This is a genomic window from Pseudomonas sp. 7SR1 (assembly GCF_900156465.1).
Classification (GTDB): Bacteria; Pseudomonadota; Gammaproteobacteria; order Pseudomonadales; family Pseudomonadaceae; genus Aquipseudomonas.
The window spans coordinates 5710906-5722696 of record NZ_LT707064.1; the positions used below are offsets into that span (position 1 = coordinate 5710906).

Annotated in this window: 15 protein-coding genes; 9 read left to right on the forward strand and 6 right to left on the reverse strand. The window is 60.5% G+C overall.

The window, feature by feature from the left end:
* The first annotated feature begins 130 nt into the window (after positions 1–130).
* Entirely contained in the window at positions 131–439 is a 309-nt protein-coding gene (locus BW992_RS27320; protein WP_231991093.1) for a hypothetical protein, read from the forward strand.
* Positions 440–504: 65 nt separating this feature from the next.
* Here BW992_RS27320 and BW992_RS25040 read toward each other — a convergent pair whose 3' ends face one another.
* Both BW992_RS25040 and moaB read right to left on the reverse strand, forming a co-directional pair.
* Complete coding sequence (locus tag BW992_RS25040; protein WP_076407248.1) at positions 505–1731, reverse strand: molybdopterin molybdotransferase MoeA; 1227 nt, start codon at positions 1729–1731, stop codon at positions 505–507.
* The gene (gene moaB, locus BW992_RS25045; RefSeq protein WP_072389187.1) at positions 1715–2254 is read right to left on the reverse strand and encodes a molybdenum cofactor biosynthesis protein B; all 540 of its coding nucleotides are present in this window, start codon (positions 2252–2254) and stop codon (positions 1715–1717) included. The genes BW992_RS25040 and moaB overlap by 17 nt, the downstream gene beginning before the upstream one ends.
* A gap of 78 nt (positions 2255–2332) precedes the next feature.
* On the opposite strand from moaB, the gene mobA reads away from it, so the two are divergent.
* Together mobA and BW992_RS25055 are read left to right on the forward strand one after the other, a co-directional pair.
* A complete protein-coding gene (mobA, locus tag BW992_RS25050; RefSeq protein ID WP_072389189.1) occupies positions 2333–2929 on the forward strand; it encodes a molybdenum cofactor guanylyltransferase MobA in 597 nt (198 codons plus the stop codon).
* Between the two features lie 105 nt (positions 2930–3034).
* A complete protein-coding gene (locus tag BW992_RS25055) occupies positions 3035–3256 on the forward strand; it encodes a YgdI/YgdR family lipoprotein (protein WP_072389191.1) in 222 nt (73 codons plus the stop codon).
* A gap of 76 nt (positions 3257–3332) precedes the next feature.
* Here the strand turns inward: BW992_RS25055 and BW992_RS25060 are convergent, their stop codons facing one another.
* From BW992_RS25060 to BW992_RS25070, 3 genes are all read right to left on the reverse strand, one after another.
* Positions 3333–4223 carry a pseudouridine synthase gene (locus BW992_RS25060; protein WP_076407249.1) on the reverse strand — a complete coding sequence of 297 codons (891 nt, stop codon included), beginning with the start codon at positions 4221–4223 and terminating at the stop codon, positions 3333–3335.
* A gap of 73 nt (positions 4224–4296) precedes the next feature.
* A complete protein-coding gene (locus BW992_RS25065; RefSeq protein ID WP_072389195.1) occupies positions 4297–4617 on the reverse strand; it encodes a transcriptional regulator in 321 nt (106 codons plus the stop codon).
* 95 nt (positions 4618–4712) lie between these two features.
* Entirely contained in the window at positions 4713–4967 is a 255-nt protein-coding gene (locus BW992_RS25070; RefSeq protein ID WP_072389197.1) for a glutaredoxin family protein, read from the reverse strand.
* A gap of 179 nt (positions 4968–5146) precedes the next feature.
* Between BW992_RS25070 and BW992_RS25075 the strand changes: the two genes are divergently transcribed.
* Entirely contained in the window at positions 5147–6859 is a 1713-nt protein-coding gene (locus tag BW992_RS25075; protein WP_072389199.1) for a cation:proton antiporter, read from the forward strand.
* An 8-nt stretch (positions 6860–6867) separates the two neighbouring features.
* Here the strand turns inward: BW992_RS25075 and BW992_RS25080 are convergent, their stop codons facing one another.
* Positions 6868–8076 carry an ammonium transporter gene (locus tag BW992_RS25080; RefSeq protein ID WP_076407250.1) on the reverse strand — a complete coding sequence of 403 codons (1209 nt, stop codon included), beginning with the start codon at positions 8074–8076 and terminating at the stop codon, positions 6868–6870.
* A 336-nt stretch (positions 8077–8412) separates the two neighbouring features.
* On the opposite strand from BW992_RS25080, the gene BW992_RS25085 reads away from it, so the two are divergent.
* The 5 genes from BW992_RS25085 to BW992_RS25105 all read left to right on the forward strand — a co-directional run bounded on the left by BW992_RS25085 (position 8413) and on the right by BW992_RS25105 (position 11784).
* Complete coding sequence (locus BW992_RS25085; RefSeq protein WP_072389203.1) at positions 8413–8727, forward strand: DUF883 family protein; 315 nt, start codon at positions 8413–8415, stop codon at positions 8725–8727.
* Between the two features lie 2 nt (positions 8728–8729).
* The gene (locus BW992_RS25090) at positions 8730–9119 is read left to right on the forward strand and encodes a phage holin family protein (protein WP_072389205.1); all 390 of its coding nucleotides are present in this window, start codon (positions 8730–8732) and stop codon (positions 9117–9119) included.
* Positions 9116–9451, forward strand: coding sequence for a hypothetical protein (locus tag BW992_RS25095; protein ID WP_072389207.1), 336 nt, complete (start codon positions 9116–9118; stop codon positions 9449–9451). The genes BW992_RS25090 and BW992_RS25095 overlap by 4 nt, the downstream gene beginning before the upstream one ends.
* Positions 9452–9515: 64 nt before the next feature.
* Positions 9516–10844, forward strand: coding sequence for a deoxyguanosinetriphosphate triphosphohydrolase (locus BW992_RS25100; protein WP_072389209.1), 1329 nt, complete (start codon positions 9516–9518; stop codon positions 10842–10844).
* 313 nt (positions 10845–11157) lie between these two features.
* Positions 11158–11784, forward strand: a complete 627-nt coding sequence (locus tag BW992_RS25105) for a response regulator transcription factor (protein WP_072389211.1) — start codon at positions 11158–11160, stop codon at positions 11782–11784.
* Positions 11785–11791 lie beyond the last annotated feature (7 nt).

Here is an 11791-nt window from a genome sequence, read left to right on the forward strand (position 1 = left end):
CATTCTGTTGTCTGGACCATCAAAAACACTCATTACACAAGGATGTGCAACCCCATGGATGGATATGTCACGGCCCGCAGTCGCCGTATCAGTGGTTCGAACCGTTGTGGCCGAAGGGACGAAACATCCCATGCATAGCCACGAGTACAAGCTGTCACCCCGGCATCTCGCGTCCATTGGAAGCGAGCGAACCGAAAATCAGAACGAATGCAAAAGTTGCAGCAATCCCGTTGGAGGAATCGATTTGGAACCGCGCGTCGTTGAACTGGAAACCCACCTCAAGTACATCCGTAGGGATATGGATGAAATCCGTACCGACGTAAAGGTCATCCGCCACCGGCTCGCCTATTCGGCCGGCGCGGCAGCGGTGATCCTCGGCCTGCTGGGCTGGCTCGCGAACAGTCGCTTCGACCAGTTGGTCATGCTGCTCTCGCGATAACGACGGGGACGCAGGCAGGCCCAGGCACCTGGCTCGGGCCGGAGCACACCCCCGCTGTCACGGCTTCAGTCCAGGACCTCGCTCAAAGGGATGAAGCCCACTTCATCACCCTCGACATGGGTCTGCCCTTCGAGCACTTCGACCAGCCCATCGGCCCAGGCCGCGCTACGCAGGACCCCGGAGCTTTGGTTCCGATAAACGATGGCCCTGCCGCTCTCAAGGCGCCCTCGCAGATATTCCCGCCGGTTGCCGGCCTTCCCCCAGACAAAACCGGCCGGCACCTTGAACTTCAACGGCATCACCGATTGGACACCCTGGCGTCGCAGCAGGTAAGGCCGGGCCAGCAGCGCAAAAGTCACCAGTGTCGAGGCAGGGTTTCCTGGCAACCCTATCACCGGCACGCCACGGAAGTGCCCGACCGTCAGGGGTTTCCCTGGCTTGATGGCGAGTTTCCAGAGCGTCAGTTCGCCCTCCTCGCGCAATGCGGTCCCCAGGAAGTCAGCCTCACCTACCGATACGCCACCAGTGGACAGGATCAGGTCGACATCCGACAACTGGGCCAGGCGCGCACGGGTGGCGGGCAAATCGTCAGGCAGGATGCCCGCATCGACCACATGGCAGCCCAGCCGCCGCAGCCAGCCGCAGAGCACCACACGGTTACTGTTGTAGATCTGGCCAGGGCCCAGTGGCTGGCCAGGTTCGACCAGTTCGTCGCCAGTGGACAGGACGGCAACACTGACCTTGCGCACCACTTCCAGCGTCGCGCATCCCAGCGATGCCGCCAGTCCCAACTCGATCGGTCCCAGGCGAGTCCCCGCCGAAAGAATCTTTTCGCCAACAGTGGTTTCCTGCCCCTGTGGGCGGATGTTCTGGCCGCTCACCAGGGGTTCGGTGAACCGGACCCGCTGATCGTCTTCCACCACGGCGTTTTCCTGCATTTCGACGCAGTCGGCACCGGCAGGCACTGGCGCTCCCGTAAAGATCCGCGCGCAGGTTCCCGCAGCCAACGGTTGCGGGGCCTGCCCGGCAAAGATGCGCTGGCTGACCGTCAGCGGCTCGCCGTGCCAATCGGCCAGCCGCAAGGCATAGCCATCCATCGCACTGTTGGGCCATGGCGGCAAGTCCAGGGTCGACACCAGATCTTCAGCCAGCACCCGCCCTTGCGCCTCGCCCAGGGGCAGCCGTTCACGCTGGGTGATCGGAGCGGCGGCGGCCATTTCGAGCAGGCGCTCCAATGCAACCTCGACGGCCACCAAGGCGCCGGCCTTGCCCGGTTTACCCACGGGATTCACAAGGAGCTGCCTGTTTCAGGTGGGGCACGAAGTTGCAGGGGCGATGGCGCGCATCCAGTTGCTCGGCCAGGATAGCGTCCCAACCGGTACGCACTGCATTGGTGGAACCTGGCAGGCAGCACACCAGCGTGCCATTGGCCAAGCCTGCCAGTGCCCGGGACTGGATGGTGGAGGTGCCGATGTCTGCCACGGAAATCTGGCGGAACAGTTCACCGAAACCATCGACCTGCTTGTCCAGCAGGCAGGCAACCGCTTCCGGCGTGCTGTCGCGACCGGTAAAACCGGTACCGCCGGTGATCAGCACCACCTGCACCACCTCGTCGGCGATCCAGGCCGCCACTTGCGCCCGAATCTTGTACAGATCATCTTTGAGCAGAACCCGCGCAGCCAGGTTATGACCCGCCGCCATGAGCCGGTCGACAAAGACCTGGCCGGAGGTATCGGTCTCCAGGGTACGGGTATCACTGACTGTCAGCACCGCGATATTGAGCGGCACGAAAGGTACATCAGCCTTGGCTTTCATAGGCTCGTCCAGTTGTGGGAGAAACAGCCCGGTGTTATATCACAGCGCTTCATTTTTCCGCCTGTGGGGAGACACACCATGACCTCGAATATTTCCCGGCCACCGTGCTCCATCCTGCTGCTGGCCGGTGGACGCGGACAACGCATGGGCGGGCAGGACAAGGGCCTGGTGGAATGGCGGGGTGAACCGCTGATTGCCCATCTCCACCGCCAGACCCGTGCTCTGAGCGATGACCTGATCATCTCTTGCAACCGTAACCTGGAACGTTATGCGTTGTATGCCGATCAATTGGTGCACGACGATGAAGGGGATTTCCCCGGGCCGCTGGCGGGTATCCGGGCAGGCCTCAGGGCGGCGAGGCATCGGTTCTTGCTGGTGTTGCCGTGCGACGTGCCGAACATCGACTCGAACCTGCTAGAGAGCATGTTGGAAACCGCCAGCCAGCACCCCGACAGGCCGCTGATGGTGCGCCATGGCGAACACTGGGAACCGTTGTTGTGCGTCATTCCCCTGGCGCTGGCCGCCGCCTTCGAACAGGCCTGGGGCGAAGGCGAACGCAGCCCGGGCCGGATCATGCGTACCTTGCACGCGGTTGCCCTGCAATGCCCGGCCGACGATCCACGGCTGGCGAATCTGAATACGCCCGAACTGCTGAACCGACACACAGGACATTGACGCAGGGCATTCAAATTAACCGTACAGGCCCCTAGCCAGGAACTTGCGCACGTTGTATACGTCTGAAGGTCAGTAACTTGAAGAATTCCATTTCGGAGAAACACCATGACTCAACGGACCCTCGCCACTTTCATGCTCGCACTGGGCCTCGCCACTCTTGCCGGGTGCGCATCGCCAACAGTGATCACCTTGAATGACGGTCGCGAAATCCAGGCCGTCGACACACCCAAGTACGACGAAGACACCGGTTTCTATGAGTTCGAACAACTGGACGGCAAGCAGACCCGCGTGAACAAGGACCAGGTCCGCACCGTCAAGGACCTCTAAGCCTCAGCGCCGCACCCGATACACAAAAGCCCGCAAAATTGCGGGCTTTTTCATGCCGGTCCGAAAGCCGAAGCGATTACCACTGGAGCTCGATAGCGCTCTCGAAAATACGTTCCTGAGCTGTGACCGGATCGATGAAGCTCAGCCCCTGGGCCAGCAATTTGAGCGGGTTGGCATAATCGTCCGGCGCATCGCGCAGCACATCGGGATAAAACGGATCATTGCAGATAGCAGCCCCGAGGGCATTCATATGCACCCGCAACTGATGCTTCTTGCCGGTGACCGGATACAGACCGTAGCGCCACAACTCGCCATTTTTTTCCAGTACCTCGATGGCTGTTTCGGTATTGGGTTCGCCCGGCCCTTCCTCCATCCGGAAAAACGGCTCGCCATCGACCATCCGGCTTTTGTGCACCCGAGGAAACGTCAGACCAGGCAACGCTGGGGCAATGGCCTGGTAGCGTTTTTCGATCTGCCGCGCAGGAAACAGCGATTGGTAAGCCGATCGGCTGAGGGGGTTGGCTGAAAACAGCACCAGCCCGGCGGTATGCCGGTCGATACGGTGCAGGGGCACCAGATGAGGATTGTCCAGCCGCCGGATCAGTCGTCGCAACAAGGTCTGCTCGACATATTCACCCGCGGGGGTGACTGGCAGGAAATGCGGTTTGTCGGCCACCACCAGATGCTCGTCGGCATACAGGATCGTCTCGACGACCGGGATCGGTTTCTCGTCGGGCACTTCGCGGAAATAGTGGATGCGTAATCCCTCACGGTACGGCAAGTCGACCTCGATCGCCTTGCCCTCCCCATCCAGCACACGACCTCGGGCAATCCGGTCCAGCCATTGCTCGCGACTGATGGCGCTGAAATGCTCGCACAGGCATTCCAGCACTGTCTGCCATTGGCCGGGCGGCAGATACAAGGTACTGGCCTGGTGGTGCGCGGCGGAAAACGATGAACCAGACATTGAAAACTCTTGGGCAATGTTTACAAGCCGGCATTATCCGACAGTCGCGCAAGCCCGCCCAGCCATGATTGCCTCATACCGTGACCGGGGCGGAACCTGCCGTCGCTTCGGTGAATTCCTTCAGCCAGCGCAGCACCTCCACTGCCTCCCAGCGGCCCGGGTCGTACAAGGCGTACAACAATCCCTGGTAACCCACGACATCCAGCTGCTTGTGATAACCGGCACGCTGGAACAGTGCCTCGATCTCAGCGAAACAGGTGTTGAAATGCAGCTTGTTGAAGGGTGTCTTGCCTTCGGTAACCAACCCGTCCAGGCGCAACTCCAGGACGGCCTCGCGCACGACATCCACGGACATCCTGTTCACGCTGTTCTTCAATTGTTCGACATTGAGCAAGGTGCGGCACTCCAGATAGCTGTATGGACATACAGTAACCGAAGACATCCTTTTTCGCCAACGCCAATGCTCGTACAACGCCGGCCTTAAAGCGCTCAACGCAGGAACGAGGCCACCCGGTCGGGATTATCGAAAGGCCAGTCCAGCTCCTCACCGGTATCGTTCCTGCGCAATACCGGGATGCGCAATCCATAGGTTTCCGACAGTTGCTCGTCTTCGGCGATGTCCACCAGCTCCACCAGCAACCCGTGTTCAACGAAATGCATCAATACCCCTTCGGCCACCTCACACAGGTGACAACCCAGGGTACCGAACAGCTGGCATTCAGGAAGCGCGCTTTCAGGAGGCATGGCAGGTAGACCCACAAAAGATAGACGGTCATTCTAGGCTCGCTCCGGAAAACCGTCGAGCCGGGTGCCGTATCAGGCCATATTGGCAAAACGCTGATGCAAATCACTGACCGGACTCGCTTTCCGATGCTTGCTTGTCTTCTACGCTATGTGCCACAAGCCATGAAACGGAGTTTCCCTTGTTTGCCAACCTGCTGATCATTCTCGCCTCCTCCCTGGTGGTCATTGCCCTGTTCAGGCGACTGCGGCTGCCACCGGTGCTGGGCTACCTGTGTGTCGGGCTGGCGGTCGGGCCCACTGCGCTGGGCTGGGTAAACGACAGCGAGGAACTGCCGGACCTGGCTGAACTCGGGGTGGTCTTCCTGCTGTTTTCCCTGGGACTGGAGTTCTCCTTGTCCAAGATGCTTGAGCTGCGCCGTGTCGTATTCGGCCTCGGCAGCCTGCAGGTAGTGTGCTCGGGGGCGCTCCTGGGTGGCGTACTGGTGGCGTTCGGCGCTCCGGTGCTGGCCGCGATGCTGCTGGGCGCGGGATTGGCCCTGTCATCCACCGCCATCGTCAGCAAGGAACTCACCAGCCTGGGGGAAATCTTCAGCAGCCACGGCCAGAATGCCATCGGTGTGCTGCTGTTCCAGGACATCGTCGCGGTATTGCTGCTGACCCTGGTGCCGGTGTTCGCGGGTAGCAGCACCCAGGCATGGTACTGGGCGCTGCCCCTGACGCTGGGCAAGACGCTGCTGCTGTTCGGCGGGCTGCTGCTGGCCAGTCGCCTGCTGCTGCCACGGTTGTTCCATGAAGTGGCCGCATCCCACTCCGCCGAACTGTTCGTGCTGCTGGCCCTGGTCATCGTCTTGCTGACGGCATGGCTGACCCACCTGATGGGGCTCTCGCCGGCCCTTGGCGCGTTCCTGGCGGGCATGTTGCTCGGAGAGAGCCATTACCGACACCAGATCGAGGCCGATATACGTCCGTTCCGCGACATCCTGCTGGGACTGTTTTTCGTCAGCATCGGCATGCTGATCGACCTGCGGTTGTTCGTGGATGACGGCTGGTTGATCCTTGGCCTGACCCTGGGGCTGATGCTCATCAAGGGCTGCGTGGTCGCCCTGCTGGTGAAATGGCGCGGCAGCGACGGCGAAACCGCCTGGCGCAGCGGCCTGGCCCTGGCCCAGGGTGGAGAATTCTGTTTCGCCCTGATGGCATTGATGCAGCAGAACCGCCTCATGCCGGCCGAACTCGTCAGCCTGCTGCTGGCCGCGACGTTCTGTTCGATGCTACTGACGCCCTTGTTGCTGCGCGCCGCGCCGGGCATCGCCGCCCGCCTGCACCGCAAGCCTAACGAAGCGGCCCAGCTGGACCAGATCAGCGCACTCAATGCCGGCCTGTCGGGCCATGTGATCATTTGCGGATACGGTCGCGTCGGCCAATCCATCGGGCGCTTCCTGCGTCGTGAAAACCAGGCCTTCGTTGCCTTGGACGACGATCCCGTGATCATCCAGGAAGCCACCGTTGGGGAGAAATGCGTGTACTACGGTGATTCACGTCGAGGGGACCTGCTGGCCGCCGTGGGCCTGGGCCGCGCCCGCTTGCTGGTGATCGCCGTCGACAAGACCGACATCGCCATCGACGTGCTCAAGGAGGCCCGGCGGCTCAATCCCCAGGTCCCGATCCTCGTACGCACCCGCGACGACAGCCAGCTGGCGGAGTTGCAGGCCGCCGGGGCCAGCGAGGTGGTCCCGGAACTGTTGGAGTCGAGCCTGATGCTGGCTTCCCACGCCCTGATCATGCTCGGGCTGGCGGAGCAGCAAGTCCGCCAGCATGTGGATCAGGTGCGCCATGACCGCTATCGCCTGCTGCACGGTTTTTATCCTGGCAACCAGGACAAGGAGCCTTGATGCCTCGCTCAATCCTGGCTGACGGCGCCAATCTTGTGGATGGACAAGTCCGCGCCGTAGTACTCCTCTTCCTGGGTCAGCCGAAGCCCCAGCACGGCCTTGATCAGGCCATAGACCGCGAAACCACCGGCCAGGGCAATGGCCACGCCCAACGCGGTACCGATCAGTTGGCTGACCAGGCTGACCCCACCCAGGCCGCCCAAGGCGCCCTGACCGAAAATGCCGCAGGCAATGCCCCCCCAGACGCCGCACAGGCCATGCAATGGCCAGACACCCAGCACATCGTCGATCTTCCATTTGCCCTGGGCCGCGGTGAAACACCAGACAAACAGGACTCCGGCAATGGCACCGGTGGCCAGCGCCCCAACCGGATGCATCAGGTCGGAACCTGCACATACCGCCACCAGCCCGGCCAGTGGGCCGTTATGCAGGAAGCCCGGGTCGTTGCGACCGACAACCAGTGCCGCCACGGTTCCGCCGACCATGGCCATCAACGAATTGACCGCCACCAATCCACTCACCCCAGGCAGCGTCTGGGCGCTCATGACGTTGAAACCGAACCAGCCGACAATCAGGATCCAGGAACCCAGGGCCAGAAACGGAATGCTCGATGGCGCGAACGCCACCAGTCGACCGTCCCGGTAACGGCCGTTACGCGCACCGAGCAGGAGCACGGCGGCCAGCGCCAGCCAGCCGCCCATGGCATGCACCACCACGGAGCCGGCAAAGTCGTGGAAACTGGCACCGAATCGGGCCTGCAACCAGGCTTGCAGGCCAAGATTGCCATTCCATACCAGGCCCTCGAAGAAGGGATATACGAATGCCACGATCAACACCGTGGCGCACAACTGCGGGGCGAATCGGGCGCGTTCGGCAATACCGCCGGAAATGATGGCAGGGATCGCAGCGGCGAATGTCAGCAGAAAAAAGAATTTCACCAGGCTGTAGCCATGATCGGCACTCAGCACCGCTGCAGGCTGCAGGAACGTCACGCCGTAGGAAACCCAGTAGCCCACGAAGAAATACGCCAGGGTCGAGACCGCGAAATCGCTGAGGATCTTCGACAGCGCGTTGACCTGGTTTTTCTGTCGGACGGTGCCTACTTCCAGGAACGCAAAACCGGCATGCATGGCCAGGACCATGACCGCACCGAGCAGAATGAACAGCGTGTTGGAGCTATGGACCAGACTGTCCACAGCGCTTTGCATATTTTCCATGGTATTGGCAGACCTGAAAAAGTTTTAAGAGCATCGACGCGACTGGCGCCGCCCCAGCGCACCAAGTTGAATCAATCCGACTACCGATCGAAGGCAGGCGAACCGCTTTGGTGCACCAGGAGGAGCAAGACGCAGTGATGTTTCGCGAGTTCTGATTATTTGGGTTAAGGTTCCGCCAGCCTGCGCCCGACTTCAGCGCATCGACACGCCCGACGCACCAGTACATGGCAAAACCTTGAGCCAATGCCGAGCAAAAGTTGTACCAGCCACTTTCACTGAACCTTCCGGCAAGGCTTACACTCGAACGCTTCAGACGTCATTTACGGAGATCCATCCATGGCCAGACCCCAGGCAAAGACTGCTCAAGAAATCCTGAAGGAAGACTTTCAGACGCTGGTCAGCGACACCGAACGCCTGCTGGAGCACACCGCGACGCTGGCGGGCGACCAGGCCGATGAACTGCGCAGCCAGATCCATGAGACCCTCCTGCGCGCCCGCGACACCCTCAAGCTGACCGAGGACTCCATGCGCGAACGCGGCCAGGCTGCGGTGACCGCCACGGAGGAATATGTACAAGCCAACCCTTGGCAATCGGTCGGCATCGCCGCAGGGGTGGGCTTCCTGATCGGCCTGCTGGCGACACGACGCTGATGATGGACATGAACGAACCGGGCTCGTCCGAAGCGGGCACAAAATCTTCGGCACGCCGATTGGGAGCTGCGTTTCTCGGGTTGCTGCACAGCCATGTCGAGTTGTTCGGCATGGAGCTCCAGGAACAGAAGGCCCGTACCGTCAGCCTGCTGCTGTTCGCCGGCCTGGCACTGGTGTTTGCGCTGTTGCTGTTGGTAGGCCTGTCGACACTGGTACTGATCCTGGTATGGGATACCTATCGCATGGCGGGGATTATCGGCCTGTGCCTGTTCTATCTGCTGGCGGCGCTGTTCTGCGGTCTTCGGCTCAAGGCGGCGATCTACGATGAGTCCTCCCCCTTCCATGCCACCCTGGAAGAATTGTCCAATGACCGGGAGCGCCTGTTGCCATGAGCCTGCCCGATATCCCTCAAGCCCGTACACGGCAGGAAATGCGCAAGGCGCTGGTTCGCTTGCGCATGGAGATGCATCGCCAGGAAATCCGTCAGGAAACACGCCAACTGCTGCAACCGTTGCAGCGGGTGCGTGGCTTTAGCCAGAACTGGCATGAAGGCTTTGGCATAAAACACGCGCCCCTGTGGGGTATGGCGGCAGTGACCCTGCTGGGCTTCATCACCGGCAAGCGGACCCGCAGTGGACGCAGCGGTGGCCTGGCACGCCTGGTCCGACTGGCTACAACGTTGCTGCCGCTGATCAAACTGGCCAAGAGCGCACGCAAGCCTTGATGGGCTTGCGGGACGCTGCCCGAACAGGGAAGCTAGTGTCGAATACTCAACGGAGCAACCGGCCTTGGACTGGCACACCCTGCTGACTCGCGAACGCCTCGGGAAACCGCTGCACAGCCCGCAAGAGCTGGGCCGAAGCCCTTTCCATAAAGACCATGACCGCATCATCTTTTCCGGTGCCTTCCGACGCCTGGGCCGCAAGACCCAAGTGCATCCGGTGTCCAGCAACGACCACATCCATACGCGACTGACCCATTCCCTGGAAGTCAGTTGCGTCGGACGCTCACTGGGCATGCGGGTGGGAGAAACCATCCGCGGCGCCCTGCCCGACTGGTGCGAGCCAAGCGACCTGGGCATGGTGGTGCAATCGGCCTGCCTGGCCCACGACATCGGCAACCCACCCTTCGGCCATTCCGGCGAGGACGCCATCCGCTACTGGTTCCAACAGGCGGCAGGCCGTGGCTGGCTTGACGCCATGAGCGAGGCCGAACGCAACGACTTTCTCAATTTCGAAGGCAACGCCCAGGGGTTCCGGGTCCTCACGCAACTTGAATATCACCAGTTCGACGGCGGCACCCGCCTGACCTATGCCACCCTCGGCACTTACCTGAAATACCCCTGGACGGCTCGTCACGCCGACTCCCTGGGCTACAAGAAACACAAGTTCGGCTGCTACCAGAGCGAACTGCCCCTGCTTGAACAGATTGCCCACAAGCTGGGCCTGCCGCAGATCGAAGACCAGCGCTGGGCGCGGCATCCGCTGGTGTACCTGATGGAAGCCGCCGATGACATCTGCTACGCCCTGATCGACCTGGAAGATGGCGTGGAGATGGATCTACTGGCGTACTCACAGGTGGAGTCGCTGCTCCTGGACCTGGTGGGTGACGATCTCCCGGAAACCTACCGTCAGCTCGGGCCGCTGGATTCGCGCCGACGCAAACTGGCCATCCTGCGGGGCAAGGCCATCGAGCACCTGACCAATGCCGCTGCCCGGGCATTCGTGGAACAGCAACAGGCGTTGCTGGCCGGCACGCTGTCGGGCGATCTCGTGGAACATATGCATGGTCCGGCCAAACGTTGCGTATTGAATGCCAAGGACATGGCACGCAAGAAGATCTTCCAGGACAAGCGCAAGACACTCAATGAAATCGGTGCCTACACCACCCTGGAAATCCTGCTCAACGGGTTCTGTGGCGCTGCGCTGGAACAGCATGGAGGCCGCACCCCTTCATTCAAGAATCGCCGCATCCTCGACCTGCTGGGAAACAACGCGCCCGACCCCAATGGGTCCCTGCATGCAGCATTCCTGCGGATGATCGATTTCATCGCCGGCATGACCGACAGTTACGCCAGCGAGATGGCCCAGGAGATGACGGGCCGCATCCGTCAATAGATCCTCTTGCGCGCGCCATCATCTTTCAGCCACGGCCTGTAAAGGGGCTTTTGCTGAGTTTTTTCCATAATAAACCTTGGAGCTGTTTGTCATTAAACCCATGACAAACAGCTCTGAATATGACGTCCACAAATAAAACCCACACAACTTCGCGCCTATTACCTACTAAAAACCTAATTACCTCGTAGTATCCAACCTCTTTTTTTGTAGGAAACTTCTGAAACTAAGGATGAATGCCTGTCTCCTCGTACGGCACGGCCTTTAACTGGGCTAAGGTGCGCGCTTTATTTATGCTCGCATGGGACTTTTATTCATGAACTCCGTTTTCATTGTCGACGATCATCCGGTCATCCGCCTCGCTGTTCGCATGCTACTGGAGCATGAGGGCTACAAAGTGGTAGGGGAAACCGACAATGGCGTCGATGCGATGCAAATGGTGCGCGAATGCATGCCGGACCTGGTGATCCTGGACATCAGCATTCCCAAACTTGACGGGCTGGAAATCCTCTCGCGCTTCAATGCCATGACCACGCCGCTCAAGACCCTCGTGCTCACGGCGCAGTCACCCACGCTGTTCGGTATCCGCTGCATGCAATCCGGTGCCTCCGGTTACGTCTGCAAGCAAGAGGACCTCAGTGAACTTGTCAGTGCAATCAAGGCTGTGTTGTCGGGCTACAACTATTTTCCGAGCCAGGCGCTCAACCCGGTGCGCCCCGATGATCCGCGAAGTGTGGAACTGGACCTGTTCAAGAACGTCAACGATCGAGAGTTGATGGTATTGCAACTCTTTGCCCAGGGGCGCACTAACAAGGAAATTGCCAAGGGCATGTTCCTGAGCAACAAGACTGTCAGCACTTACAAGAAACGCTTGATGCAGAAACTCAAGGTCAAGTCCCTTGTGGAACTTATAGAAATGGCGAAGCGCAACGCACTGGTGTGAGAAAACA